Consider the following 23748-nt stretch of genomic DNA (forward strand, 5'->3'; position numbering starts at 1 on the left):
CGCCGACACTCAACGCGCCGCGCGCAGAGCTGATCCTCGAAATAAGACGGCGCCCGAAGGCGCCGTGGTTGTCAGCTCGTGGTCCCTATCAGGATAGCCGCTTCGCGCTTGCCGTTCGGGACCTGCGCCAGCTCGGTCGCGAAACGTTCGACGAGTGCATATTCGGTCAGGAAGCGGATCGAAGCGCTGTTCTGCACGTCGGCATCCGCTGTGCTCTGAACGAGCGTAGCCAGATCCGCATGCACCAGCAAATGTCCACGGAAGTCGTATGGCCTGATGACGATCCGGACGAGGCATTGCGCGAGGCCGCCTTGTCCATCGAAGTAACCGCCTTCGATCATCGGCGGCTTGTCCCACGATAGCGGATAGGAGCGCAGACCCTTCACGAAGGCATTCAGGTCGCAGCCGAACCACGCCTCGCCGCGCGCGGCAAACACTCCGGCCCTGGCCGTCGCTATGATCTTGCCGGTGCGGTCCTCATCCGCCTCGTAGACGATGTGCAGTTCTGCGGCGCTCATGCGCGGCGCTCCGGTCTATGCTGTTAAAGTCACACGAGCTGTGCAGGCGACCCCACATGTCGCTTCGCTCATCCGGGCTACAGAACCTCAAAATGAAAACGGCGCCCGAAGGCGCCGTTTTGAACGTCGGGTCGGAGCTGCGCTTACGCCGCTTCCGAGGTCTCCTGCACCGGGCCGGAATCCTGGCCCTTGGCATCGACGTCGCGATCGACGAACTCGATCACGGCCATCGCGGCGTTGTCGCCGTAGCGGAAGCCGGCCTTGATGATGCGGGTGTAGCCGCCGTTGCGGTCCTTGTAGCGGGGTGCCAGGACGTCGAACAGCTTCTTGACCTGGTCGACATCGCGCATCTCGGCGATCGCCTGGCGACGCAAAGCGAGACCGCCCTTCTTGCCGAGGGTGACGAGCTTCTCGACGATCGGCCGCAGCTCCTTGGCCTTCGGCAGCGTGGTGACGATCTGCTCGTGCTTGATCAGCGCGGCGCACATGTTGGCGAACATCGCCTTGCGATGCTCGGCGGTGCGGTTGAGCTTCCGATGAACCTTGCCGTGACGCATTGTCTTAGTCCTTCATTTCTATCTGCCGCGACGGTTCGTCGGACATGTTGCTCAGGTGGGCTGCCTGCGTTCGCCCGAGTGGTGGACGTCATTCCGGGGCGATGCGCAGCATCGAACCCGGAATCTCGAGATTCCGGGTTCGCCTCTTCGAGGCGCCCCGGAATGACGAATGCTCAGTAATGATCCTCGAAGCGCTTGGCCAGCTCGTCGATGTTCTCCGGCGGCCAGCCCGGCACTTCCATGCCGAGATGCAGACCCATCTGGGCCAGCACTTCCTTGATCTCGTTCAGCGACTTGCGGCCGAAGTTCGGGGTGCGCAGCATTTCCGCTTCCGACTTCTGCACGAGGTCGCCGATGTAGACGATGTTGTCGTTCTTCAGGCAGTTCGCCGAACGTACCGACAGCTCGAGCTCGTCCACCTTCTTGAGGAAGGCTGGGTTGAAGGCGAGGTCCGGGATGATCTCCTGGGCGACTTCCTTGCGCGGCTCTTCGAAGTTGACGAAGACGTTGAGCTGGTCCTGCAGGATGCGGGCGGCATAGGCCACCGCGTCCTCCGGCGTGATCGCGCCGTTGGTCTCGATCGTCATGGTCAGCTTGTCGTAGTCGAGTATCTGGCCCTCGCGGGTGTTCTCGACCTTGTAGGAGACCTTGCGGACCGGAGAGAACAGGCTGTCGACCGGGATCAGGCCGATCGGGGCGTCCTCGGGGCGGTTGCGATCGGCGGCGACGTAGCCCTTGCCGGTGGCGACCGTGAACTCCATGCGGATCTCTGCGCCCTCGTCCAGCGTGCAGAGCTGCAGGTCAGGGTTGAGCACCACGATGTCGCCGACGGTCTGGATATCGCCGGCGGTGACGGCGCCCGGGCCCTGCTTCTTCACGACCATCCGCTTCGGGCCTTCGCCCTGCATCTTGATCGCGATGTCCTTGATGTTCAGCACGATGTCGGTGACGTCCTCGCGGACACCAGCGATCGAGGAGAACTCGTGCAGCACGCCGTCGATATGCACCGACTGCACGGCGGCGCCCTGCAGCGACGACAGCAGGATGCGGCGCAGCGCATTGCCGAGCGTCTGCCCGAAACCGCGCTCCAGCGGCTCGGCAACCACGGTGGCGAAACGGGTCGCGTCGGAGCCCGGCGTGACCTGGAGCTTGTTCGGCCGAATCAATTCTTGCCAATTCTTCTGGATCGTCACTGTTTCACCCATGGGCCAGTCATGGGATCTGACTGACTGGCGTTGGAGAACCGCGCTTCAGATCGCGGCAGTCGAAATGTCTCAAAAGCACGACGAGGCGGACATGCTGTCCGCCTCTTTCAGATTAGACGCGCCGACGCTTGCGTGGGCGGCAACCATTGTGCGGGATCGTCGTCACGTCGCGGATCGAGGTGACGGTGAAACCCGCAGCCTGCAGCGCACGGAGCGCCGATTCACGGCCGGAACCCGGGCCGGCAACCTCGACCTCGAGGGTGCGCATGCCGTGTTCCTGAGCCTTCTTGGACACGTCCTCCGCCGCGACCTGCGCGGCATACGGGGTCGACTTGCGCGATCCCTTGAACCCCATCGTGCCCGCCGACGACCAGGCAATGGTGTTGCCCTGCGCGTCGGTGATGGTGATGGTGGTGTTGTTGAACGACGAATTCACGTGGGCGACGCCGGAGGCGATGTTCTTGCGCTCACGACGGCGGACACGTGCGGCTTCCTTGGCCATATAAGTACCTTTCTCGAGATCTCAACGCCGCCGTAGTGCCAGCGGCTACACCAGAAAGGCGAATGGTGAATAGCGAGTAGCGAATAGGGATCGCCCCTACTCGCCACCCGCTATCAGCAATTCGCCAAATTACTTCTTCTTGCCGGCGATCGCCTTGGCCGGCCCCTTGCGCGTGCGCGCATTGGTGTGGGTGCGCTGGCCGCGCACCGGCAGGCCACGACGATGGCGCAGGCCGCGATAGCAGCCGAGGTCCATCAGACGCTTGATGTTGATGCCGGTCTCGCGCCGCAGGTCGCCCTCGACAACATAGTCGCGGTCGATGATTTCGCGGATCTGCAGGACTTCCTGGTCGCTCAGCTGGTTGACGCGGCGATCCTCGGCGATCTTGACCTTGTCAATGATCTCGCCCGCGATCTTCGGGCCGATGCCATGGATATACTGGAGCGCGATCAGGACGCGCTTGTTGGTCGGGATGTTGACACCGGCAATACGGGCCACGGACTTCTCTCCTGTCACCGATCCCAGGATGGACCGGCCTTCGTTCTCGCTATCTCGGGCAGGTGTCCGCAAACGCGAACAAGACGCCCACCCCTCGATTCGTGGGGCCCGGCATCTTTGGAAAACCATCCGACTTGGATGCGGGCTTATTAATGGATTCACACGGCGGTCGTCAACCGCCCCTACAAGATTCGGTCACCTCTTGGCGCGCTTTTTTGCAGCCTTTGCAGAGGTTTTCCGGGTTCCCCGGGTCGCCTTGGCAGCGGGCTTGGGGGCCTTCTTCGCAGCCTTGGAGGCTTTCTTGGGGGCCGCTTTTGCTCCCTTTTTCGCAGTCTTTGCGGCCTTTTTTGCTGTCTTTGCGGCCTTTTTCGCCGGTGCAGGCGCCCTCGGAGCCTTTCTGGCCGATTTTGCCGGCGCGGTCTTGCCCCGAGCCTTGGCACTGCGCTTGGCCGGGTTCGCCTTTTTGGCCGCCCGGCTCCCGCTGGACTTGCCAACGGCGGCCAGGATCCGTCCGATCTCCTCGGTGACCTGCTCGATCGGCATCATGCCGTCGACGGTCGCCAGCATCCGATGGTCCGAATAATAGTGGATCAGGGGCTCGGTCTGGTCGCGGTAGCTGGCTAGGCGCTTGGTCAGGACCTCCGGCGTATCATCGGCCCGCACAGCCTCGCCGCGCGCGCGGGTCTCGGCGGCCCGGCGCTCGACGCGCTCAAGCAGCACGCCTTCATTGACCCGGAGTTCGATCACCGCGTCGAGCTTCATCTGCTTCTGCTTCAGCAGCGCATCCAGCGCCTCCGCCTGCGGCACCGTGCGCGGGAAGCCATCGAGGATGAAACCATTGGCGGCGTCCGGCTGCTCGATCCGGTCGGCAATGATGCCGACCACGACCTCGTCCGGGACAAGGCCACCCGCCGCCATGATGTCCTTGGCCTTCAGCCCGATCGGCGTCTGCGCCGCCACCGCGGCACGCAGCATGTCGCCGGTCGACAGCTGAACGATGCCATATTGCTGCACCAGGCGCTGCGCCTGCGTTCCCTTGCCCGAACCGGGCGGCCCCAGAAGAATGAGTCTCATCGAATTTCGCCCCCCGGCACACGGTGAGCGACCCTCCCGCACACCTTGTTCTTGGCTTGGTGGTTCCCGGGCCGCGATCCGCCGCTATCCGCGGCGGCGCCCCCGCAGCTTCGACTTCCTGATCAGCCCCTCATACTGATGGGCGAGCAGATAACCCTGAACCTGCGCCACGGTATCCATCGTAACGCTGACCACGATCAGAAGCGAAGTGCCACCAAAGTAGAACGGGACGGAAGCGTAGGAAATCAGAATTTCCGGGATCAGACACACGATCGCCAGATAGATGGCGCCGAGCACGGTGATCCGCGACAGCACGTAATCGATATATTCCGCGGTGCGCTCGCCCGGCCTGATGCCGGGGATGAATCCGCCATGCTTCTTCAGGTTGTCGGCGGTCTCGGTCGGGTTGAACACGATCGCGGTGTAGAAGAAGGCAAAGAACAGAATCAGCGCCAGATACAGCACCAGGAACAGCGGCCGGCCATGACCGAGCTGCGTCGTGATCCACTGGAACCACTCGGGTCCCTTGCCGGCGTTGAAATTGGCGACCGTGGTCGGCAGCAGCAGCAGCGACGAGGCAAAGATCGGCGGGATCACGCCCGAGGTGTTCAGCTTCAGCGGCAGATGCGAGGACTGGCCCTCGAACATCTTGTTGCCGACCTGGCGCTTCGGATACTGGATCAGGAGCCGGCGCTGGGCGCGCTCCACGAACACGATGAAGGCGATCACGGCGACGGCCATCACGATGACGATCAGGATCAGGCCGGTCGACAGCGCGCCCTGGCGGCCGAGCTCGAGCATGTTGGCAAGCGCCGAGGGCAGCTCGGCCACGATGCCGGACAGGATGATCAGCGAGATGCCGTTGCCGATGCCGCGCGAGGTGATCTGCTCACCGAGCCACATCAGGAACATGGTGCCGCCGGTCAGCGTGATCGCGGTGGAGAGGCGGAAGAACAGGCCGGGATCGGCGACGACGTTGCCCGCGCCTTCGAGGCCGACGGCGATGCCGTAGGACTGCACGGCAGCAAGAATCACCGTCAGATAGCGGGTGTATTGATTCAACATCTTGCGGCCAGCCTCACCCTCTTTCTTGAGGGCTTCGAGCTGGGGCGAGACGGTGGTGAGCAACTGAATGATGATCGATGCCGAGATGTACGGCATGATATTCAGCGCGAAGATCGCCATGCGGTGGATGCCGCCGCCGGCGAACATGTTGAACATGCCGAGAATGCCGCCGGCCTGCGTGCGGAACACCGAGTCCCAGATGTTCGGGTCGATGCCCGGCAGCGGAATGTAGGTGCCGAGGCGGTAGACCAGCAGCGCGCCGAGGGTGAACCAGATGCGCTTCTTCAGCTCATCGGCCTTCGCAAGCGCGCCGAAATTGAGGTTTGCCGCCAGTTGTTCCGCTGCTGAGGCCATATCTAGCTTTCTCCCGCCGCCCTTCTTCACCGCACTGGGCCCCGCGAGGGCTCGCAGGGCTGGGCAGACGCCGGATATTATCTGGTGCGCGGGCGCGTTCTGTCCATTGCCCTGCCCTCTCCGGCATGCGCCGGCGGCAGGGCAATGACGCAGATGTTACGCCGCCTCGCCTTCGTCCTTGGCTGGCGCCAGGAGCTTGACGGTGCCGCCGGCCTTCTCGACCGCCGCAATCGCCGACTTCGAGGCGCCATGCACCTCGATGTTGATCTTGGCCTTGAGCTCGCCGCGGCCGAGCAGGCGCACGCCGTCCTTGGCGCGGCGCAGCGCACCGGACTTCACGAGGGACTCGGCGTTGATCACGCTGCCGGCGTCCAGCTTCTTGGCATCGATCGCCTGCTGGATCCGGTCGAGATTGATCTCGACGAAATCGAGCGCGAAGATGTTGTTGAAGCCGCGCTTCGGCAGACGGCGATGCATCGGCATCTGACCGCCCTCGAAGCCCTTGATGCGCACGCCGGAGCGCGCGGTCTGGCCCTTGCCGCCACGGCCCGAGGTCTTGCCCTTGCCGGAGCCGATGCCGCGGCCGACGCGCATGCGCTTCTTGCGCGCGCCGGCGTTGTCGGCGATATCGCTGAGCTTCATCGCCCTTCTCCTTACTTCTCGTCGACGATGCGGACGAGATGATGAACCTTGGTGATCATGCCGCGGACCGCCGGCGTATCCGGCAGCTCGGTCACGCGGCCGATCTTGTTGAGCTTCAACCCGATCAGCGTCTCGCGCTGCGAGTGATGCCGGCGGATCGGGCTGCCGATCTGCTCGATCTTGATCGTCTTGGCGCTAGCCATCGTGTTCACTCCGAGTTGCGCCATCCAGCGGACGGCGCGCGTTCGTTAGTCGGCCCAACCTTAGTCGGCGGCGGCTTCGGCATCGCCACCGACGCGGCGGGCCTGCAGGGTCGACACCTTGATGTTGCGGCGCGCGGCGACCGAGCGCGGGCTATCCTGGTGCTTCAGCGCGTTGAAGGTCGCGCGCACCATGTTGTACGGGTTGGACGAGCCGATCGACTTCGCCACCACGTCCTGGATGCCCAGCGTCTCGAACACGGCGCGCATCGGGCCGCCGGCGATGATGCCGGTACCGGCCGGAGCCGCACGCAGATAGACGCGACCTGCGCCGTGACGACCGAAGATGTCGTGGTGCAGGGTGCGGCCCTCGCGCAGCGCGACCCGGGTCAGGTTGCGCTTGGCGGAGTCGGTCGCCTTGCGGATCGCCTCCGGAACCTCACGTGCCTTGCCGTGGCCGAACCCGACCCGGCCCTTCTGATCGCCGATCACGACGAGCGCCGCAAAGCCGAAGCGCTTACCGCCCTTCACGACCTTCGCGACTCGGTTGATGTGGACGAGCTTGTCGACGAACTCGCTGTCGCGCTCCTCGCGCTCCTTGCGATCGCGACCGCCTCGTTCCCGTTCACCTGCCATGGTGCTATCCAATCTTCTGAGGGGCTCTGACGCCCATATCCATTGATGTTAGAAGCTCAGCCCGCTCTCGCGCGCCGCGTCGGCCAGCGCCTTGACGCGCCCGTGATAGAGATAACCGCCGCGATCGAACACGACTTCCTTGATCCCCGCCTTCACCGCGCGCTCGGCGAGCAGCTTGCCCACCGCCTTCGCCGCGTCGATGTCGGCACCGGTGTTGCCGGCCGAGCGCATCTCCTTCTCCATCGACGACGCAGAGGCGAGCGTCTCGCCCTTCTGATCGTCGATGACCTGAGCGTAGATGTGCTTCGACGAGCGGAACACCGACAGACGCGGACGGCCGCCGGCGGAGCGGCGCAGCGACAGCCTCACGCGCTGCTTGCGCCGGGCATTCGTAACCTTGGCTCTCGACATGTCCGGCTCCGTTACTTCTTCTTGCCTTCCTTGCGGAAGATGAATTCACCCGCGTACTTCACGCCCTTGCCCTTATAGGGCTCCGGCGGCCGGTAGGCGCGGATTTCAGCGGCCACCTGGCCGACGCGCTGCGGGTCGATGCCCGTGACCGTGATCTCGGTCGGCTTCGGCACCGCGATGGTGATGCCCTCCGGGATCTGGTAGACGACATCGTGGCTGTAGCCGAGCGCGAGCTGCAGGTTCTTGCCCTGCATCGCGGCGCGGTAACCGACGCCGGTGATCTCGAGCTTCTTCTCGAAGCCCTTGGTCACGCCTTCGACCAGGTTGGCGATCTGGGCGCGCGCGGTGCCGTACAGTGACCGGGCGCGCTTGGTCTCGGAACGCGGGGCAACCTTGACCTGGCCGTTCTCGAACTTCACGTCCACGTCGTCATGAACGATGAACTGAAGCTGGCCCTTCGGCCCCTTCATCTTGACGGTCTGTCCGTCGACGGAGGCCGTCACTCCGGACGGCACCGCCACAGGCTTCTTGCCAATACGTGACATGGCTCAATCCTTCTCAGAACACCGTGAAGAGAACTTCACCGCCGACATTCGCGTCACGCGCGCTGTGGTCGGCCATGATTCCCTTCGGCGTCGACAAAACAGAAATTCCGAGCCCGTTGTTCACACGCGGCAGGTTCTTCACCGAGGTGTAGACGCGGCGGCCGGGCTTGGAGACGCGCTCGATCTCGCGGATCACGGGCTCGCCGTCGAAATATTTCAGCTCGATCTCGATCTCGCTGCGGCCCGACGGATGCTCCAGCGTGGCATAGCCACGGATGTAGCCTTCGGACTTCAGCACCTCGAGCACGCTGGCGCGCATCTTCGAGCCAGGCGTCGAGACCTTCGACTTCGAGCGCATCTGCGCGTTGCGGATGCGGGTGATCAGATCGCTGATGGGATCGTGCGTTGACATGGTGCGACCCTCCTTACCAGCTCGACTTCACGAGGCCCGGAACCAGGCCCTTGGACCCGAGCTCGCGCAGCGCGATGCGGCTCAGCTTGTTCTTGCGATAGTTCGACCGCGGCCGGCCCGTCAGCTCGCAACGGTTGCGGATGCGGGTCGCCGACGAATTGCGCGGCATCTCGGCCAGCTTCAGGGTCGCGGCAAAGCGCTCCTCCATCGGCTTGGACTTGTCGGCGATGATCGCCTTCAACCGGGCGCGCTTCGGGGCGGCGTTCTTCGCCATCCGCTTGCGCCGGTTGTTCTTCTCGATTGAACTCTTCTTTGCCATGCTTGGCTCCTGGGTATCCGCGTTTGAGAAGCTTGAAGTCAGCTGCTCACTGCCGGAACGGGAAATTGAATGCGGTCAGAAGGGCACGGGCCTCGTCGTCGGTCGTCGCGGTGGTGCACACCGTGATGTCCATGCCCCAGCTCTCCCCGGCCTTGTCGAAGTCGATCTCGGGGAAAATGATGTGCTCCTTGATGCCGAGCGAATAGTTGCCGCGGCCGTCGAAGCTCTTCGGGTTCAGGCCGCGGAAGTCGCGGACGCGCGGCAGCGCGACGTTGATCAGGCGGTCGATGAACTCGTACATCTTCGTCTTGCGCAAGGTGACCTTGCAGCCGATCGGCTGGTTCTCGCGCAGCTTGAAGGTCGCGATGGCGACGCGCGAATAGGTCACGACCGCCTTCTGGCCGGCGATCAACGACAGGTCGGCCGCCGCCGTTTCCGCCTTCTTGCGGTCGTTCACGGCCTCGCCGATGCCCATGTTGAGCACGACCTTGTCGAGCCGCGGCACCTGCATGACGTTGGCGTAGCCGAACTTCTCGGTCAGCTGGCTCTTGATCGTGCGGTCGTATTCCGTGCGGAGGCGCGGGGTGTAAGCAGTCTCAGCCATCGATCTCAACTCCCGAGCTCTTGGCAACGCGGACCTTCTTGCCGTCCGCCTGAATCTTGAATCCGATGCGCGTCGGCTTGCCGTCCTTGCCGACATAAGCGACGTTCGACAGCTGGATCGGCGACTCCTTGCTGATGATGCCGCCCTCCTGGTTCTGGGTCTGCTTCTGGTGACGCTTCACCAGGTTGATGCCCCGCACCAGCGCCGTCCCCTCGTCGGGACGCACCTCGAACACCTCGCCGGTGCGACCCTTGTCGCGACCGGTCAGGACGATCACCTTGTCGCCCTTGCGGATCTTGGCAGCCATCACAGCACCTCCGGCGCAAGCGAAATGATCTTCATGTGGTTCTTGGCGCGCAGCTCGCGCGGCACCGGCCCGAAGATACGGGTGCCGACCGGCTCCGACTGGTTGTTGATCAGGACGGCCGCATTGCGGTCGAAGCGGATCACCGAGCCGTCGGCGCGGCGGATGTCCTTGCGGACGCGCACCACGACGGCTTTCATGACGTCGCCCTTCTTCACCTTGCCACGCGGAATGGCTTCCTTGATCGACACCACGATGATGTCGCCGACGGTGGCATAGCGGCGCTTCGAGCCGCCCAGCACCTTGATACACATGACACGGCGTGCGCCGGAATTATCGGCCACGTCGAGGTTGGTCTGCATCTGAATCATTGATGCACCTCGTCCTCTTCATCTGCTGCGCAGGAAAGCTGCGCCTTGTTTGATCCCGAAAGCGAAACGGGCCCTCTTCGACGAGGGCCGCGGTCCGCGCCTCAGGCGGTTTTCTTGTGCTCGCCCCGGACCACGGTCCAGCGCTTGAGCTTCGAGATCGGCTTGCTCTCCTCGATCCACACCATGTCGCCCGGCTTGAACTCGTTGTTCTCATCGTGGGCGTGGTAGTTCTTCGAGCGGCGGATGGTCTTCTTGTAGATCGGGTGGGTGAAGCGCCGGTCGACGCGCACAACGATCGTCTTGGCCTGCTTGTCGCTGACGACGACGCCCTGAAGGGTCCGTTTCGGCATGTCGAGCCTCTTACTTCGTCTTGGCGCGCTGCTGCGCGGCGATGGTCTTGATACGGGCGATGTCGCGGCGCGCCTCACGCAGCCGCGCGGTGTTCTCCAGCTGCCCGGTGGCACGCTGGAAGCGCAGGTTGAAGCGCTCCTTCTTCAGGTTGACGATCGCATCGTCCATCTGATCGGGGCTCATCGCGCGAATGTCGGCAATCTTCATCTCGGCCATGACCATTACTCCGCAATGCGCTCGACGAAGCGCGTCTTGATCGGCAGCTTGGCGGCCGCCAGCAGCAGCGCCTCGCGCGCGATCTGGTTGCTCACGCCGTCGATCTCGAACATCACCCGGCCCGGCTTGACGCGGGCCACCCACAATTCAGGCGAGCCCTTGCCGGAGCCCATGCGGACTTCAGCCGGCTTCTTCGACACCGGGAGATCCGGGAACACGCGGATCCAGACGCGGCCGGCGCGCTTCATGTGACGGGTCAAGGCACGACGGGCGGCCTCGATCTGGCGCGCGGTGACGCGATCCGGCTCCATCGCCTTCAGCCCGAACTGGCCGAAGGCCAGCGTCGCGCCCGAGGACGCAACGCCGTGAATACGGCCCTTATGCGCCTTTCGGAACTTGGTCTTCTTTGGTTGCATCATGGCTTTGAGCCCTCAAACCTGTCTTGTCGCGGCTGATCGATCAGGCCGCGTCGCGGCGCGACCGGGGCTGCGAGCTCTCGCCGCCGCCTTCGTTCATCCGCTTGTCCTGTGCCATCGGATCGTGCTCGAGGATCTCGCCCTTGAAGATCCAGACCTTCACGCCGCAAGTGCCGAAGGTGGTGAACGCGGTGGCCACACCGTAGTCGATGTCGGCGCGCAGCGTGTGCAGCGGCACCCGGCCCTCGCGATACCACTCCATGCGGGCGATTTCCGCGCCGCCCAGACGACCCGAGCAGTTGATGCGGATGCCCTCGGCACCGAGACGCATCGCCGACTGCACGGCGCGCTTCATGGCGCGGCGGAACGCGACGCGGCGCTCGAGCTGCTGGGCGATCGACTCGGCGACCAGGGTCGCATCGAGCTCCGGCTTGCGGATCTCGACGATGTTGATGACGACGTCCGACGAGGTGATGTCGGCGACGCGCTTGCGCAGCTTGTCGATGTCCGCGCCCTTCTTGCCGATCACGACGCCCGGACGTGCCGAGTGGATCGTGACGCGGCACTTCTTGTGCGGACGCTCGATCACGATGCGGGCGACGGCCGCCTGCTTGAGCTCCTTGTGCAGGATCTCGCGGATCTTGACGTCTTCATGCAGCAGCTTGCCGTACTCGGCCTTGCCAGCGAACCAGCGCGAATCCCAGGTCCGGTTGATGCCGAGACGCAGACCGATCGGATTGATCTTTTGACCCATCGTATTCTCCCAGCGCCTGCTTTAAGCGCTCGCCTCGACCTGACGCACAATAATCGTCAGCTGCGAAAACGGTTTGAAAACTCGGCCCGAACGGCCACGACCGCGCGGCGAGAAACGCTTCATCACGATTCCCTTGCCGACGAAAGCCTGCGAGACGACGAGATCGTCGACCTCGAGCTCGTGATTGTTCTCGGCATTGGCGATCGCCGATTCCAGGCACTTCTTGACGTCGACCGCAATCCGCTTGCGCGAGAACTGCAGGTCGGCGAGGGCGGCCGACGCCTTGCGGCCGCGGATCATCTGCGCCACCAGGTTCAGCTTCTGCGGGCTCACCCGAAGCATCCGGGCCACAGCCTTGGCCTCGTTTTCGGGGAGGCTCCGTTCGCGCTTTGGTTTGCTCATCGCTTAATCCTCAAGCCTTCTTGGCTTTCTTATCGCCCGAATGGCCGTGGAAGGTGCGGGTCGGCGAGAACTCGCCGAACTTGTGGCCGACCATCTCTTCGTTGATCGCCACCGGCACGTGCTTCTGGCCGTTGTAGACGCCGAACGTCAGGCCGACGAACTGCGGCAGGATGGTCGAGCGGCGGCTCCAGATCTTGATGACGTCGTGACGGCCGGACGCGCGCGCCGCATCTGCCTTCTTGAGCAGCGACGCCTCGACGAACGGGCCTTTCCAGACTGAACGAACCATGTCCGTCGTTCCTTACTTCTTCCGCTTGTGGCGGCTCAAGAGAATGAATTTATCGGTCGACTTGTTGGTGCGGGTCTTCTTGCCCTTGGTAGGCTTGCCCCACGGAGTGACCGGGTGACGACCGCCCGAGGTACGGCCTTCGCCGCCGCCGTGCGGATGGTCGATCGGGTTCATCGCGACACCGCGGTTGTGAGGCCTGCGGCCCATCCAACGCTTGCGGCCGGCCTTGCCGATCGAGGTGTTCATGTGGTCCGGGTTCGACACCGCACCGATGGTGCCGCGGCAGCGGCCGTGCACCAGGCGCTGCTCGCCCGAGTTCAGGCGGACGATCACGTAGTCCTGGTCGCGGCCGACGATCTGGGCGTAGGTGCCGGCCGAACGCGCGAGCTGGCCGCCCTTCCCGATCTTGACCTCGATGTTGTGCACGATCGTGCCGACCGGCATGTTGCCCAGCGGCATGACGTTGCCCGGCTTCACGTCGACATAGTTGCCGGCGACGATGGTGTCGCCGACCGCCAGTCGCTGCGGCGCCAGGATGTAGGCGAGCTCGCCGTCCTGATACTTGACCAGCGCGATGAAGGCGGTCCGGTTCGGATCATACTCCAGGCGCTCGACGGTCGCGGGAACGTCGACCTTGTCGCGCTTGAAGTCGACCGTGCGGTACGACTGCTTGTGACCGCCGCCGAGGAAGCGAACGGTGATGCGGCCGGTGTTGTTGCGACCGCCGCTCGACTGCTTGCCTTCGGTCAGCGCCTTGACCGGCTTGCCCTTGTAGAGGGCCGAACGATCGACCATCACCAGCTGGCGCTGGCCGGGCGTCGTGGGATTGAATGTCTTCAGTGCCATGGCAGCTCAGCCTTACAGTCCGGTGGTCACGTCGATACGGTGGCCCTCTTCGAGGGTCACGATCGCGCGCTTGCTGTCCGATTGCGAACCGAAATTGCCGCGGAACACCTTGGTCTTGCCCTTGCGGACGAGCGTGTTGACGCTCTTGACCTTGACGTCGAACAGCTTCTCGATCGCTTCCTTGATCTGCGGCTTGGTCGCCTTGGCGGCCACCTTGAACAGAACCTTGTTGTGCTCCGAGGCGAAGGTCGCCTTCTCGGTCACGACCGGCGCGATGATGATGTCGTAGTGGCGCGGATCGATGGTCTTCATTTGAAGCGCGCCTCCAGCGCATCGATCGCCGCCTTGGTCAGCACGAGCTTCTGACGGCGCAGGATGTCGTAGACGTTGATGCCCTGGATCGGCAGCACGTCCATGTTCGGAATGTTGCGGGCGGCATTGGTGAAGCCGGTATGCAGCTCGGCGCCGTCGATGATCAGGGCGTTGGTCAGGCCGAGACCGGAGAAGTGACCGATCAGCGCCTTGGTCTTCGCCGCCTCCAGGGTGGCGTTCTCCAGCACGACCAGATCACCGTCCTTGGCCTTGGCCGACAGCGCATGCTTCAGCGCCAGCGCACGGACCTTCTTCGGCAGGTCCGTCGCATGCGAGCGCACGACCGGACCGAAGGCGCGGCCGCCGCCCCGGAACTGCGGCACTCGAGCCGAGCCGTGACGAGCACCGCCGGTGCCCTTCTGCTTGTACATCTTCTTGCCGGTGCGCCAGATCTCGGCGCGGCCCTTGGCCTTGTGGGTGCCGGCCTGACGCTTGTTGAGCTGCCACTGGACGCAGCGCGCGATGATGTCGGCACGCGGCTCCAGACCGAAGATGGCGTCGGACAGCTGGACGGAGCCGGCTTCCTTGCCCTCGAGGGTGGTGACTTTCAGTTCCATTTATGCGCCCTCCTGCACGGCCGGCGCTTCGGCAGCCTGCTCACCCGCGACCTTGAACTTGCCGGGCTTCGGCGCTTCCTTCGGCAGCGGCTTCTTGACGGCGTCGCGCACCGAGATCCAGCCACCCTTGGAGCCGGGCACCGCGCCTTCCACCAGGATCAGGCCGCGCTCGACGTCCGTCTGCACCACACGCAGGTTCAGCGTGGTGATGCGATCGACGCCCATGTGACCGGGCATCTTCTTGTTCTTCCAGGTCTTGCCGGGGTCCTGACGGCCACCGGTCGAACCGATCGAACGATGCGAGATCGACACACCGTGCGTGGCGCGCAGACCGCCGAAGTTCCAGCGCTTCATGCCGCCGGCGAAGCCCTTACCGACCGAGGTGCCGGTGACGTCGACGAACTGGCCGACGACGAAATGGTCGGCCTGGATCTCGGCGCCGACCGGGATCAGCGAATCCTCGCTGACACGGAATTCGGCGAGCTTGCGCTTCGGCTCGACCTTGGCGACCGCGAACTGGCCGCGCTCCGCCTTCGGCATGTAGACCGTCTTGCGGCTGCCACTGCCGAGCTGCAGCGCGACGTAGCCGTTCTTCTCGGTGGTGCGGTGACCGACCACCTGGCAATTGCCGAGCTTCAGCACGGTCACGGGGATATGTTCGCCGGTCTCCGTGAAGACCCGCGTCATCCCGACCTTTTGTGCGATCACTCCGGAGCGCATCGGCGTGCTTCCTGTTCTTCTCTATGTCCGCGTGAGGTGCGAACGTGAATCCAAAAACTTAGAGCTTGATCTCGACGTCGACGCCGGCGGCCAGATCGAGCTTCATGAGAGCATCGACGGTCTGCGGGGTCGGATCGACGATGTCGAGCAGGCGCTTGTGAGTGCGCATCTCGAACTGCTCGCGGCTCTTCTTGTCGACGTGCGGCGAACGGTTCACGGTGAACTTCTCGATGCGGGTCGGCAGCGGAATGGGTCCGCGAACCTGCGCGCCGGTCCGTTTCGCCGTGTTGACGATCTCGCGCGTCGACGTATCGAGGATACGATGGTCAAACGCCTTGAGACGGATGCGGATATTTTGGCCGTTCATTGCCGTATCTTTCTGTGAGTAGTGAGTGGCGAGTAGCGAACGGCGAATGGATAATCTCCATTCGCCACCCGCCATTCCCTATTCGCTGTTGTTACTCGATGATCGAGGCGACGACGCCGGCGCCGACGGTGCGGCCGCCCTCGCGGATGGCGAAGCGCAGCTTCTCCTCCATCGCGATCGGCACGATCAGGTGCACTTCCATCGCAATGTTGTCGCCCGGCATCACCATCTCGGTGCCTTCCGGCAGGTGAACGACGCCGGTCACGTCGGTCGTGCGGAAGTAGAACTGCGGACGATAGTTGGTGAAGAACGGCGTGTGACGGCCACCCTCTTCCTTGGTGAGGATGTAGGCCTCAGCCTTGAACTTGGTGTGCGGCTTGACCGAACCCGGCTTGCACAGAACCTGGCCGCGCTCGACGTCCTCGCGCTTGGTGCCGCGGAGCAGCGCGCCGATGTTGTCACCGGCCTGGCCCTGATCGAGCAGCTTGCGGAACATTTCAACGCCAGTGACGGTGGTCTTCTGGGTCGGACGGATGCCGACGATCTCGATTTCCTCACCGACCTTGATGATGCCGCGCTCGACACGGCCGGTCACCACGGTGCCGCGGCCCGAGATCGAGAACACGTCTTCGACCGGCATCAGGAAGGGCTGGTCGATCGGACGCTCCGGCTGCGGAATGTACTCGTCGACATTGCGCATCAGCTCGAGGATGGCGTCGTGGCCGAGCTTCTTGTCCGAATCTTCCAGAGCGGCGAGCGCCGAACCCTTGATGATCGGGATCTTGTCGCCCGGGAATTCGTACTTCGAGAGCAGCTCGCGGACCTCGAGCTCGACGAGCTCCAGCAGCTCCGGATCGTCGACCATGTCGCACTTGTTGAGGAACACGACCAGCGCCGGCACGCCGACCTGGCGGGCGAGCAGGATGTGCTCACGGGTCTGCGGCATCGGGCCGTCAGCGGCCGACACGACCAGGATCGCGCCGTCCATCTGGGCAGCGCCGGTGATCATGTTCTTCACGTAGTCGGCGTGGCCGGGGCAATCGACGTGGGCGTAGTGGCGGTTCTTGGTCTCGTACTCGACGTGCGCGGTCGAGATGGTGATGCCGCGCGCCTTCTCTTCCGGGGCCTTGTCGATCTGGTCGTAGGCAGTGAACGTCGCACCGCCCGTCTCGGCCAGGATCTTGGTGATTGCAGCCGTCAGCGAGGTCTTGCCGTGGTCGACGTGACCGATGGTGCCGATGTTGCAGTGGGGCTTGTTACGTTCAAACTTAGCTTTGGCCATTTGACTCTCCGTTCAGTCGCTAACTTGAGCTAACGACAATCAGGCAAACTTCTTCTGGACTTCGGCCGACACGTTGGCCGGCGCTTCAGCGTAGTGCGAGAACTGCATCGTGAAGGTCGCGCGCCCCTGGCTCATGGAGCGCAGGTTGTTCACGTAACCGAACATGTTCATGAGCGGCACCATCGCGTTGATGACGTTGGCATTGCCGCGCATGTCCTGGCCCTGGATCTGGCCACGACGCGAGTTCAGGTCGCCGATGACCGAGCCGGTGTAGTCTTCCGGGGTCACCACCTCGACCTTCATGATCGGCTCGAGCAGAACCGACTTACCCTTCTGCAGCGCCTCGCGGAAAGCCGCACGAGAGGCGATTTCGAAGGCCAGCGCCGACGAGTCGACATCGTGGTACTTGCCGTCGACCAGCGCCACCTTGACGTCGACCACCGGGAAGCCGGCGACGACGCCCGCGCCGAGCACGCTCTCGATGCCCTTCTCGACGCCCGGGATGTATTCCTTCGGAACCGCACCGCCGACGATCTTGGACTCGAACACGTAGCCGCCACCGGGCTCATTCGGCTCGACCACGAGGCTCACGGCCGCGAACTGGCCGGTACCACCGGTCTGCTTCTTGTGGGTGTAGTCCACGTTGGCCGGCTTGGTGATACGCTCACGGAACGCCACCTGCGGCGCGCCGATGTTCGCATCGACCTTGTAGGTGCGCTTGAGGATGTCGACCTTGATGTCGAGATGGAGCTCGCCCATCCCCTTGAGGATGGTCTGGCCCGACTCGTGATCGGTCGACACGCGGAAGGACGGATCCTCCGCGGCCAGCTTCGCCAGCGCGACGCCGAGCTTCTCCTGGTCGGCCTTCGACTTCGGCTCGATCGCAATCTCGATGACCGGCTCCGGGAATTCCATCTTTTCCAGGATCACCTGGTTGGACGGATCGCACAGCGTGTCACCGGTGCGGGCTTCCTTGAGGCCTGCGAGGGCGACGATGTCGCCGGCATAGGCTTCCTTGATGTCCTCGCGGTTGTTCGCATGCATCAGCAGCATGCGGCCGATGCGCTCCTTCTTCTCGCGGGTCGAGTTCACGACGCCGGTGCCCGAGGTCAGGATGCCCGAATAGATGCGGCAGAACGTGATCGTGCCGACGAAGGGGTCGTCCATGATCTTGAACGCGAGCAGCGCCAGCGGCTCCTTGTCGTCCGCCTTGCGCACGACCTCGTTGCCCTTGTCGTCGGTGCCCTTGATCGCAGGCACATCGAGCGGCGACGGCAGATAGTCGACGACGGCGTCGAGCAACGGCTGCACGCCCTTGTTCTTGAAGGCCGAGCCGCACAGCACCGGATAGAACGCGCCGGTCAGCACGGCCTTGCGGATCAGGCGCTTCAGAGTCGCCTCGTCCGGCTCCTTGCCGTCCAGGAACGCGGTGAGCGCGTCGTCGTCGAGCTCGACGGCGGCCTCCACCAGCTTCTCGCGATATTCCTTGGCCTGGTCGGCGAGATCAGCCGGGATCTCGACGTAGTCGAACTTCGCGCCGAGCGCCTCGTCGTTCCAGACGATCGCCTTCATCGTCACGAGATCGATGCAGCCCTTGAAATTGTTCTCGGCGCCGATCGGCAACTGGATCGCAACAGGCTTCGCACCCAGGCGATCGACGATGTCGGCCAGGCACTTGAAGAAGTCGGCACCGGTCTTGTCCATCTTGTTGGCGAAGACGATGCGCGGAACCTTGTACTTGTCGCCCTGGCGCCAGACGGTCTCGGTCTGCGGCTCGACGCCCTGGTTGGAGTCGAGCACGCACACGGCGCCGTCGAGCACGCGCAAGCTGCGCTCGACCTCAATGGTGAAGTCGACGTGGCCGGGGGTGTCGATGATGTTCAGGCGCTTGCCGTTCCAAAACGCGGTGGTCGCAGCCGAGGTGATCGTGATGCCACGCTCCTGCTCCTGCTCCATCCAGTCCATCGTCGCGGCACCTTCGTGCACTTCGCCGATCTTGTGGCTCTTGCCGGTATAATAGAGGATGCGCTCGGTCGTCGTGGTCTTGCCGGCGTCGATATGCGCCATGATGCCGAAGTTGCGATAGTCTTCGATGGCGTGTTGGCGGGGCATGGGTGTGTTCCCTGATTTCCGTTCGGGTCGCCGTTACCAGCGATAGTGCGAGAAGGCGCGGTTGGCTTCCGCCATCCGGTGCACGTCTTCACGCTTCTTCACGGCGTTACCCCGATTGTTCGAGGCGTCGAGCAGCTCCGCCGAAAGCCGCTCGGTCATCGTCTTCTCGTTGCGGTCGCGCGCGGCCGAGATCAGCCAGCGGATGCCCAGCGCCTGCCGGCGGGTCGAACGAACTTCGACCGGCACCTGATAGGTCGCACCACCGACGCGGCGGGAGCGAACCTCGATGGTCGGCATGACGTTTTCGAGGGCCTGCTCGAACACCGTCAGCGGGCTCTGCTTGGTCTTGGCCTCGATGATGCCGAACGCGCCGTAGACGATACCTTCGGCGACCGACTTCTTGCCGGCGTACATCACCGAGTTCATGAACTTGGTGACAATGATGTTCCCGAACTTCGGATCCGGAAGCACTTCACGCTTTTCGGCTGAATGGCGACGCGACATGTGATCTTGTTCCCGCTTCTCTCGAACGTCTTACTTCGGACGCTTCGCGCCATACTTCGAACGGCGCTGCTTACGGTTCTTGACGCCCTGGGTATCCAGCACGCCGCGGAGGATGTGATAGCGCACGCCCGGCAAGTCCTTGACGCGGCCGCCGCGGATCATGACCACCGAGTGCTCCTGCAGGTTATGGCCTTCACCCGGAATGTAGCCGATCACCTCGAAGCCGTTGGTCAGGCGCACCTTGGCGACCTTACGAAGCGCCGAGTTCGGCTTCTTCGGGGTCGTGGTGTAGACGCGCGTGCAAACGCCACGCTTCTGCGGCGACTGCTGCAGCGCCGGCACCTTCTTGCGCGACTTCTGCACTTCGCGCGGATTTGCGATCAGCTGGTTGATCGTCGGCATCTTGGCCTTCACCCTTCTCAACGTTCGCACGGAGACCGCGACCGGCTTCCGCAAATTCTGTTCGAGGTTCCCCGCCTCACCGGGCCGTTTCGCGCGATTAAAACCCACGCAAAACGAAATCGCGCCAACCGTCCATCGCTGAACGGAAAGCGCTTGACGCCACAGAGGACCGCGATCACCACCAGTCAGCTTGCGCTGGCGGGCGGCCTACCGAGGTCATGCATCCGAAATTGGTCTCAGGAGAACGAGCTCGAGAGATCTAATATCGTTTTGGCATTGCCTAGCTATGATCGACAGCGTTTGAGCGGCATTCGTCGAGGGTGGTGCCCGTCCCGCCCTGTTTCGGGTGGTCTGGGTGATCCGTACCGACGCTGGCGAAGCTCACCGCCTGTCGTTGAGTGCCGGCCTTTTATAAGCGGTAAATATCCAAGTCAAGCAAAACGACGCCGCAGGACGCGCAAAGAAGCGCTTCTGGCCGCTGCGGTTTCCGGTCCCGACAGGGCCCCCGCCGTCCGAGGTATCTGCAGACCGCACAGCCCTGCGAGTGCAGGCGCCTCTCCAGCCCGGGACATGTCCAGAAACATCGAAGATAAGGCTTTTTTCGGCTTTGGCCGACAAGGATGGCGCCGCGACGAGGCGCCTGGTGACAGAATATACCGACATTGCGATCATTGGCGGCGGCCTGAGCGGCTCGATCACGGCCGCCATGCTCGGAATGGCCGGCATCCCCGCGATTCTCGTCGATCCCCACGCGGCATCCCCGCCCGACTTTCGAATCGAGAAGATCTCCGGTGCCGAGCAGATCGGCCGATTCCGTCGCACCGGGATCGCCGACAAGGCGTTGACCCAAGCCACCCTGGCCCCGGAGAACTGGATCGCCCGATTCGGCTACGTGCTCGAACGGGCTCAGGTGCAGCAATACGGCATTCCGTATGATGCGCTCGTGACGGCGGTGCGCGACCAGATCCCAGGCGCTGTGACGCGAATCGTCGCCAAGGCCGTAGCGATCACGCCAACCGAGGATCGCCAGTCGGTCGTGCTGTCCAACGGGCAGACGATCTCCGCCCGCCTCGTCGTGCTCGCCAACGGGCTGAACGTCGGGCTGCGGCACATGCTGGGAATCACCCGCACGATCACCAGCCCCGCCCATTCGATCTCGATCGGGTTCGACCTGACGCCGGTCGGCCGTTCCGCCTTCCCATTCCCGGCCATGACCTATTTCCAGGAACGGGCCATGGCGCGGGTGCCCTACATCACCCTGTTCCCGATCGGCGAGCGCATGCGGGCGAACCTGTTCGCCTACCGCGAGGTCGATGATCCCTGGCTTCGGGCGATCCGCCGCAACCCGGTCGAAACGCTGGCCGCCGCCCTGCCCGGCCTGCGGCGGATCACCGGCGAGTACGCCGTGAGCGGCGAGGTGCGGGTCCGGCCCGCCGATCTCACCATCAACAGCGGGTACCGCATGCCGGGTGTCGTGCTCGTCGGCGACGCCTTCTGCACCACCTGCCCCGTCACCGGCACCGGTTCCGACAAGGTGTTCACCGATGTCGAGCGCCTCTGCAACGTCCACATTCCGCGCTGGCTGGCGACTGACGGCATGGGCGAGGCCAAGATCGCGGCCTTCTATGCGGACCCGGTCAAGACGGCCTGCGATGCGTGGTCGCTCGAGAAGGCATGGAATTTCCGATCGGTCTCGATCGGGGCCAGCCCCTATTGGCAGGCGCAACGCTGGGCGCGCTTTGCCGTCTCGCTCGGCCGCGGGGTTCGGCAGCGGCTGACGAAGACCAATGCGCCGCTCAACGTCTATTCCTCGTCATCATCCTCCTCGTCGTCGTCCTCCTCCTCGTCATCGCTGTCGTCGTCGGCCTGATCCTGCCGGCTCGGCTGATGGCCCTGGTCATCCCAGAGCTTGCGATAGGTCCCATTCTTCGCCAAGAGCTCGGCGTGGCTGCCGCGCTCGATCGCCCGGCCGCCGGAGATGACGATGATCTCGTCCATCTCGACCACCGAGGTCAGGCGGTGGGTCGACCAGATCATGGTGCGGCCCTTGGCGACCTTGAGCAGGGTGCGGTTGATCGCGGCTTCCGTGGTCTGGTCCAGCGCCGAAGTGGCCTCGTCGAGCAGCAGCACGGACGGGTTGCGGATGATGGCGCGGGCGATCGCGATGCGCTGGCGCTGTCCACCGGACAGCGTGTCGCCGCGCTCGCCGACGATGGTGTCGTATTTCTGCGGCAGGCTCATGATGTAGCGGTGGATCTCGGCCTTCTTGGCCGCCTCCTCCACCTCCGCGTCGGTGGCGCCCTCCTTGCCGAGCCGGATGTTCTCCCGCAGCGACATGTTGAACAGCATGTTGTCCTGGAACACCACGGCCATGCTGCCGCGAAGCGAATCGCGCGTCACCTTGCGGATGTCGACGCCGTCGATGGTGACGCGGCCTTCATCGGGTACGTAGAGCCGCAGGATCAGGTTGAGCAGCGTGCTCTTGCCCGAGCCCGACGGACCGACGATCGCGATCCGCTTGCCGACGTCGAGCTTGAGGCTCAGATTGTCGAGCACCGGCGTCTCGCTGCCCTCGTACTGGAAGGTCACGCGCTCGAAGGTGATGTCGTGGCTGATGCGGGGCAGATCCGGCGCGCCCGGCCGGTCGGCGCCGCGGGTCGGCTCGTCCAACAGCTCCTGCATGTGCCGGATCGCGGCCGCCGAGGAGATCGACACCGGCACGAAATGCATGACATGGGCGATGTTGTAGGACACCTCCCAGAATGCGCTCTCGAAGGTGACGAAGGTGCCGATCGTGATCTGGCCCTTGGTGGCGAGATAGGCGCCGAGAGCGAGCACGACGAGATGCAGCAGCAGCACGGAGATCGTGACGGTGCGCTCGACCATGGTCGACAGGAACATCGCATCGGCCATCTTGCGCCGCGCCGCGTCGTTGCGGAAGCTGAACCAGCCGAATACCTTGCGGTGGAGGCTGAAGGCCTTGATGACGGCTTGCGCCGCGATGTTCTCCTGGATCACGCCGAGCAGCGACGCTTCGTTCAGTTTCTGCTCGTAATTGGCCTGAACCGCCTTCGGCGTCAGGATACGCGGGCCGATCAGGGTGATCGGAAACACCAGCAGCGCGATCGCAGCGAGCTGCCAGTTCAGGAACAGCATCAGAATGATGCCCGCAATCAGCTCGAGGAACGGCAGCACAGCGCTGTTGGCGAAACTCTTCACGACGTTCTCGAACGCCGACATGTCGACCGAGAAGCGCGACAGGATCTCGCCGCGCTTGGTACGCTGGAAATAGGCGGCCGGCAGGTTCTGCACGTGATCGAACAGACGGGTGCGAACGTCCGAGATGACGCAGGCCGCGAGCCGCGCATCCCAGCGCTCGTAGAGCACGGCAATGATCGAGGTGAAGATGCCCGCAGCGGCGAGCACGCCGAGGATGCGATAGAGCGCCTCGAAATCCTCTTCGCCGAGCGCATCGTCGATCAGGAACTTGAGGCTGAGCGGCATGATGACGTTGAACAGCGTCTCGATCAGGACGCCGATCGACACGAAAGCCAGCATCTTCTTGTATCTGGCGAGCAGCGGCGAGACGAAGCCGTAGATGGTTGCAAGCGCACCTGCGGCCTCGCGGGCCGTGTAGACGACGAGATCCTCGTCGTCGTCATCATCGTCGAGGTCGAGGCCGGCCTCTTCACCGTCCTCCTCGTCATCGTCCTCATCGTCGCCGACGACGTCAGCCGTCTCTGTCGCCGACGTCTTCGCTGTTCCGGGTTTTGGAACGGCAGGCACGGCCGCCGCCGGCCCCCGCTTGTCCAAATCATCGGCAGGATCAGCTGCCGTTGCGGACGTCTGATTTCGCGGCGGTGAAGATTTGGGCGCCATTCAACGAACCGATCCTGCACGGCCAGTATGACCGTAACGGATTAAAGCGGCTCGGCTTTACC

34 protein-coding genes are annotated in these 23748 nt (G+C 63.8%); 1 reads left to right on the top strand and 33 read right to left on the bottom strand.

All coding sequences use genetic code 11. From position 1 onward, the window contains the following. Positions 1–71 precede the first annotated feature (71 nt). The 32 genes from ACQR0U_RS14970 to rpsL form a co-directional block, all read right to left on the bottom strand. A complete protein-coding gene (locus tag ACQR0U_RS14970) occupies positions 72–518 on the bottom strand; it encodes a hypothetical protein (RefSeq protein WP_434843450.1) in 447 nt (148 codons plus the stop codon). Positions 519–661: 143 nt separating this feature from the next. Then, positions 662–1075, bottom strand: a complete 414-nt coding sequence (rplQ, locus tag ACQR0U_RS14975; protein ID WP_006611863.1) for a 50S ribosomal protein L17 — start codon at positions 1073–1075, stop codon at positions 662–664. Between the two features lie 173 nt (positions 1076–1248). After that, positions 1249–2280: a DNA-directed RNA polymerase subunit alpha gene (locus tag ACQR0U_RS14980; protein ID WP_315714554.1), complete on the bottom strand. Its 1032-nt coding sequence runs from the start codon at positions 2278–2280 to the stop codon at positions 1249–1251. Positions 2281–2392: 112 nt separating this feature from the next. Then, the gene (gene rpsK, locus ACQR0U_RS14985; RefSeq protein WP_006611861.1) at positions 2393–2782 is read right to left on the bottom strand and encodes a 30S ribosomal protein S11; all 390 of its coding nucleotides are present in this window, start codon (positions 2780–2782) and stop codon (positions 2393–2395) included. A 129-nt stretch (positions 2783–2911) separates the two neighbouring features. Continuing rightward, positions 2912–3280, bottom strand: a complete 369-nt coding sequence (gene rpsM / locus ACQR0U_RS14990; protein ID WP_315714555.1) for a 30S ribosomal protein S13 — start codon at positions 3278–3280, stop codon at positions 2912–2914. Positions 3281–3475: 195 nt separating this feature from the next. After that, entirely contained in the window at positions 3476–4354 is an 879-nt protein-coding gene (locus tag ACQR0U_RS14995; RefSeq protein ID WP_434843487.1) for an adenylate kinase, read from the bottom strand. An 84-nt stretch (positions 4355–4438) separates the two neighbouring features. Next, a complete protein-coding gene (secY, locus tag ACQR0U_RS15000) occupies positions 4439–5773 on the bottom strand; it encodes a preprotein translocase subunit SecY (protein ID WP_315714557.1) in 1335 nt (444 codons plus the stop codon). A gap of 156 nt (positions 5774–5929) precedes the next feature. Further along, positions 5930–6415 carry a 50S ribosomal protein L15 gene (gene rplO, locus ACQR0U_RS15005; protein ID WP_009031841.1) on the bottom strand — a complete coding sequence of 162 codons (486 nt, stop codon included), beginning with the start codon at positions 6413–6415 and terminating at the stop codon, positions 5930–5932. Positions 6416–6426: 11 nt separating this feature from the next. Continuing rightward, entirely contained in the window at positions 6427–6618 is a 192-nt protein-coding gene (rpmD, locus tag ACQR0U_RS15010; RefSeq protein WP_006611856.1) for a 50S ribosomal protein L30, read from the bottom strand. Positions 6619–6678: 60 nt separating this feature from the next. Further along, positions 6679–7251, bottom strand: coding sequence for a 30S ribosomal protein S5 (gene rpsE / locus ACQR0U_RS15015; protein ID WP_006611855.1), 573 nt, complete (start codon positions 7249–7251; stop codon positions 6679–6681). A gap of 48 nt (positions 7252–7299) precedes the next feature. Continuing rightward, a complete protein-coding gene (gene rplR / locus ACQR0U_RS15020; protein WP_006611854.1) occupies positions 7300–7662 on the bottom strand; it encodes a 50S ribosomal protein L18 in 363 nt (120 codons plus the stop codon). 11 nt (positions 7663–7673) lie between these two features. After that, entirely contained in the window at positions 7674–8207 is a 534-nt protein-coding gene (gene rplF, locus ACQR0U_RS15025; RefSeq protein WP_315714558.1) for a 50S ribosomal protein L6, read from the bottom strand. Between the two features lie 13 nt (positions 8208–8220). After that, positions 8221–8619 carry a 30S ribosomal protein S8 gene (rpsH, locus tag ACQR0U_RS15030; RefSeq protein ID WP_315714559.1) on the bottom strand — a complete coding sequence of 133 codons (399 nt, stop codon included), beginning with the start codon at positions 8617–8619 and terminating at the stop codon, positions 8221–8223. A gap of 13 nt (positions 8620–8632) precedes the next feature. Beyond that, positions 8633–8938 carry a 30S ribosomal protein S14 gene (rpsN, locus tag ACQR0U_RS15035; RefSeq protein WP_315714560.1) on the bottom strand — a complete coding sequence of 102 codons (306 nt, stop codon included), beginning with the start codon at positions 8936–8938 and terminating at the stop codon, positions 8633–8635. Between the two features lie 46 nt (positions 8939–8984). After that, a complete protein-coding gene (rplE, locus tag ACQR0U_RS15040; protein WP_172108070.1) occupies positions 8985–9542 on the bottom strand; it encodes a 50S ribosomal protein L5 in 558 nt (185 codons plus the stop codon). Continuing rightward, entirely contained in the window at positions 9535–9849 is a 315-nt protein-coding gene (gene rplX, locus ACQR0U_RS15045) for a 50S ribosomal protein L24 (protein WP_315714561.1), read from the bottom strand. Before rplX ends, rplE begins: the two co-directional genes overlap by 8 nt. Continuing rightward, the gene (rplN, locus tag ACQR0U_RS15050) at positions 9849–10217 is read right to left on the bottom strand and encodes a 50S ribosomal protein L14 (RefSeq protein ID WP_006611848.1); all 369 of its coding nucleotides are present in this window, start codon (positions 10215–10217) and stop codon (positions 9849–9851) included. Before rplN ends, rplX begins: the two co-directional genes overlap by 1 nt. A 101-nt stretch (positions 10218–10318) precedes the next feature. After that, positions 10319–10567 (bottom strand): 30S ribosomal protein S17, encoded by a 249-nt coding sequence (gene rpsQ, locus ACQR0U_RS15055; RefSeq protein WP_212358258.1) that lies wholly within the window; start codon positions 10565–10567, stop codon positions 10319–10321. A 10-nt stretch (positions 10568–10577) separates the two neighbouring features. After that, positions 10578–10784 carry a 50S ribosomal protein L29 gene (gene rpmC / locus ACQR0U_RS15060; RefSeq protein ID WP_006611846.1) on the bottom strand — a complete coding sequence of 69 codons (207 nt, stop codon included), beginning with the start codon at positions 10782–10784 and terminating at the stop codon, positions 10578–10580. 5 nt (positions 10785–10789) lie between these two features. After that, positions 10790–11203, bottom strand: a complete 414-nt coding sequence (gene rplP / locus ACQR0U_RS15065) for a 50S ribosomal protein L16 (RefSeq protein WP_008963467.1) — start codon at positions 11201–11203, stop codon at positions 10790–10792. A gap of 40 nt (positions 11204–11243) precedes the next feature. Beyond that, positions 11244–11954: a 30S ribosomal protein S3 gene (gene rpsC, locus ACQR0U_RS15070; RefSeq protein WP_012045041.1), complete on the bottom strand. Its 711-nt coding sequence runs from the start codon at positions 11952–11954 to the stop codon at positions 11244–11246. 21 nt (positions 11955–11975) lie between these two features. Further along, positions 11976–12356, bottom strand: a complete 381-nt coding sequence (gene rplV / locus ACQR0U_RS15075) for a 50S ribosomal protein L22 (protein ID WP_315714562.1) — start codon at positions 12354–12356, stop codon at positions 11976–11978. 10 nt (positions 12357–12366) lie between these two features. Then, positions 12367–12645 carry a 30S ribosomal protein S19 gene (gene rpsS / locus ACQR0U_RS15080; protein ID WP_006611842.1) on the bottom strand — a complete coding sequence of 93 codons (279 nt, stop codon included), beginning with the start codon at positions 12643–12645 and terminating at the stop codon, positions 12367–12369. 12 nt (positions 12646–12657) lie between these two features. Then, entirely contained in the window at positions 12658–13491 is an 834-nt protein-coding gene (gene rplB / locus ACQR0U_RS15085) for a 50S ribosomal protein L2 (protein WP_006611841.1), read from the bottom strand. Positions 13492–13503: 12 nt separating this feature from the next. Next, entirely contained in the window at positions 13504–13803 is a 300-nt protein-coding gene (locus ACQR0U_RS15090) for a 50S ribosomal protein L23 (RefSeq protein ID WP_172108066.1), read from the bottom strand. Further along, positions 13800–14420, bottom strand: a complete 621-nt coding sequence (rplD, locus tag ACQR0U_RS15095; protein ID WP_315714563.1) for a 50S ribosomal protein L4 — start codon at positions 14418–14420, stop codon at positions 13800–13802. Before rplD ends, ACQR0U_RS15090 begins: the two co-directional genes overlap by 4 nt. Next, positions 14421–15140 carry a 50S ribosomal protein L3 gene (rplC, locus tag ACQR0U_RS15100; RefSeq protein ID WP_006611838.1) on the bottom strand — a complete coding sequence of 240 codons (720 nt, stop codon included), beginning with the start codon at positions 15138–15140 and terminating at the stop codon, positions 14421–14423. It abuts the gene before it with no gap. A 58-nt stretch (positions 15141–15198) separates the two neighbouring features. Continuing rightward, positions 15199–15507, bottom strand: a complete 309-nt coding sequence (gene rpsJ, locus ACQR0U_RS15105; protein WP_002712302.1) for a 30S ribosomal protein S10 — start codon at positions 15505–15507, stop codon at positions 15199–15201. A 91-nt stretch (positions 15508–15598) separates the two neighbouring features. Further along, positions 15599–16789 (bottom strand): elongation factor Tu, encoded by a 1191-nt coding sequence (tuf, locus tag ACQR0U_RS15110; protein WP_006611837.1) that lies wholly within the window; start codon positions 16787–16789, stop codon positions 15599–15601. Between the two features lie 39 nt (positions 16790–16828). Then, entirely contained in the window at positions 16829–18901 is a 2073-nt protein-coding gene (gene fusA, locus ACQR0U_RS15115) for an elongation factor G (RefSeq protein WP_315714564.1), read from the bottom strand. Between the two features lie 33 nt (positions 18902–18934). Next, positions 18935–19405, bottom strand: a complete 471-nt coding sequence (rpsG, locus tag ACQR0U_RS15120; protein ID WP_006611835.1) for a 30S ribosomal protein S7 — start codon at positions 19403–19405, stop codon at positions 18935–18937. A 30-nt stretch (positions 19406–19435) separates the two neighbouring features. Next, positions 19436–19807, bottom strand: coding sequence for a 30S ribosomal protein S12 (gene rpsL, locus ACQR0U_RS15125; RefSeq protein ID WP_006611834.1), 372 nt, complete (start codon positions 19805–19807; stop codon positions 19436–19438). Between the two features lie 643 nt (positions 19808–20450). Between rpsL and ACQR0U_RS15130 the strand changes: the two genes are divergently transcribed. Further along, on the top strand, positions 20451–21677 hold the full coding sequence (locus ACQR0U_RS15130) for an FAD-dependent oxidoreductase (protein ID WP_434872181.1): 1227 nt from the start codon (positions 20451–20453) through the stop codon (positions 21675–21677). On the opposite strand, the gene ACQR0U_RS15135 is transcribed toward ACQR0U_RS15130, so the two are convergent. Further along, entirely contained in the window at positions 21611–23686 is a 2076-nt protein-coding gene (locus ACQR0U_RS15135; RefSeq protein WP_434872182.1) for an ABC transporter ATP-binding protein, read from the bottom strand. The genes ACQR0U_RS15130 and ACQR0U_RS15135 overlap by 67 nt on opposite strands. Positions 23687–23748: the final 62 nt, after the last annotated feature.

It is taken from the genome of Bradyrhizobium sp. HKCCYLRH3097 (assembly GCF_051167875.1).
Taxonomy (GTDB): Bacteria; Pseudomonadota; Alphaproteobacteria; order Rhizobiales; family Xanthobacteraceae; genus Bradyrhizobium.

Bases quoted from the DNA above. Each gene is read 5' to 3' on its own strand.
- ACQR0U_RS14970 (WP_434843450.1), bottom strand. From the start codon at position 518: ATGAGCGCCGCAGAACTGCACATCGTCTACGAGGCGGATGAGGACCGC.
- rplQ (WP_006611863.1), bottom strand. From the start codon at position 1,075: ATGCGTCACGGCAAGGTTCATCGGAAGCTCAACCGCACCGCCGAGCAT.
- ACQR0U_RS14980 (WP_315714554.1), bottom strand. From the start codon at position 2,280: ATGGGTGAAACAGTGACGATCCAGAAGAATTGGCAAGAATTGATTCGG.
- rpsK (WP_006611861.1), bottom strand. From the start codon at position 2,782: ATGGCCAAGGAAGCCGCACGTGTCCGCCGTCGTGAGCGCAAGAACATC.
- ACQR0U_RS14995 (WP_434843487.1), bottom strand. From the start codon at position 4,354: ATGAGACTCATTCTTCTGGGGCCGCCCGGTTCGGGCAAGGGAACGCAG.
- secY (WP_315714557.1), bottom strand. From the start codon at position 5,773: ATGGCCTCAGCAGCGGAACAACTGGCGGCAAACCTCAATTTCGGCGCG.
- rplO (WP_009031841.1), bottom strand. From the start codon at position 6,415: ATGAAGCTCAGCGATATCGCCGACAACGCCGGCGCGCGCAAGAAGCGC.
- rpmD (WP_006611856.1), bottom strand. From the start codon at position 6,618: ATGGCTAGCGCCAAGACGATCAAGATCGAGCAGATCGGCAGCCCGATC.
- rpsE (WP_006611855.1), bottom strand. From the start codon at position 7,251: ATGGCAGGTGAACGGGAACGAGGCGGTCGCGATCGCAAGGAGCGCGAG.
- rplR (WP_006611854.1), bottom strand. From the start codon at position 7,662: ATGTCGAGAGCCAAGGTTACGAATGCCCGGCGCAAGCAGCGCGTGAGG.
- rplF (WP_315714558.1), bottom strand. From the start codon at position 8,207: ATGTCACGTATTGGCAAGAAGCCTGTGGCGGTGCCGTCCGGAGTGACG.
- rpsH (WP_315714559.1), bottom strand. From the start codon at position 8,619: ATGTCAACGCACGATCCCATCAGCGATCTGATCACCCGCATCCGCAAC.
- rpsN (WP_315714560.1), bottom strand. From the start codon at position 8,938: ATGGCAAAGAAGAGTTCAATCGAGAAGAACAACCGGCGCAAGCGGATG.
- rplE (WP_172108070.1), bottom strand. From the start codon at position 9,542: ATGGCTGAGACTGCTTACACCCCGCGCCTCCGCACGGAATACGACCGC.
- rplX (WP_315714561.1), bottom strand. From the start codon at position 9,849: ATGGCTGCCAAGATCCGCAAGGGCGACAAGGTGATCGTCCTGACCGGT.
- rplN (WP_006611848.1), bottom strand. From the start codon at position 10,217: ATGATTCAGATGCAGACCAACCTCGACGTGGCCGATAATTCCGGCGCA.
- rpsQ (WP_212358258.1), bottom strand. From the start codon at position 10,567: ATGCCGAAACGGACCCTTCAGGGCGTCGTCGTCAGCGACAAGCAGGCC.
- rpmC (WP_006611846.1), bottom strand. From the start codon at position 10,784: ATGGCCGAGATGAAGATTGCCGACATTCGCGCGATGAGCCCCGATCAG.
- rplP (WP_008963467.1), bottom strand. From the start codon at position 11,203: ATGATGCAACCAAAGAAGACCAAGTTCCGAAAGGCGCATAAGGGCCGT.
- rpsC (WP_012045041.1), bottom strand. From the start codon at position 11,954: ATGGGTCAAAAGATCAATCCGATCGGTCTGCGTCTCGGCATCAACCGG.
- rplV (WP_315714562.1), bottom strand. From the start codon at position 12,356: ATGAGCAAACCAAAGCGCGAACGGAGCCTCCCCGAAAACGAGGCCAAG.
- rpsS (WP_006611842.1), bottom strand. From the start codon at position 12,645: ATGGTTCGTTCAGTCTGGAAAGGCCCGTTCGTCGAGGCGTCGCTGCTC.
- rplB (WP_006611841.1), bottom strand. From the start codon at position 13,491: ATGGCACTGAAGACATTCAATCCCACGACGCCCGGCCAGCGCCAGCTG.
- ACQR0U_RS15090 (WP_172108066.1), bottom strand. From the start codon at position 13,803: ATGAAGACCATCGATCCGCGCCACTACGACATCATCATCGCGCCGGTC.
- rplD (WP_315714563.1), bottom strand. From the start codon at position 14,420: ATGGAACTGAAAGTCACCACCCTCGAGGGCAAGGAAGCCGGCTCCGTC.
- rplC (WP_006611838.1), bottom strand. From the start codon at position 15,140: ATGCGCTCCGGAGTGATCGCACAAAAGGTCGGGATGACGCGGGTCTTC.
- rpsJ (WP_002712302.1), bottom strand. From the start codon at position 15,507: ATGAACGGCCAAAATATCCGCATCCGTCTCAAGGCGTTTGACCATCGT.
- tuf (WP_006611837.1), bottom strand. From the start codon at position 16,789: ATGGCCAAAGCTAAGTTTGAACGTAACAAGCCCCACTGCAACATCGGC.
- fusA (WP_315714564.1), bottom strand. From the start codon at position 18,901: ATGCCCCGCCAACACGCCATCGAAGACTATCGCAACTTCGGCATCATG.
- rpsG (WP_006611835.1), bottom strand. From the start codon at position 19,405: ATGTCGCGTCGCCATTCAGCCGAAAAGCGTGAAGTGCTTCCGGATCCG.
- rpsL (WP_006611834.1), bottom strand. From the start codon at position 19,807: ATGCCGACGATCAACCAGCTGATCGCAAATCCGCGCGAAGTGCAGAAG.
- ACQR0U_RS15135 (WP_434872182.1), bottom strand. From the start codon at position 23,686: ATGGCGCCCAAATCTTCACCGCCGCGAAATCAGACGTCCGCAACGGCA.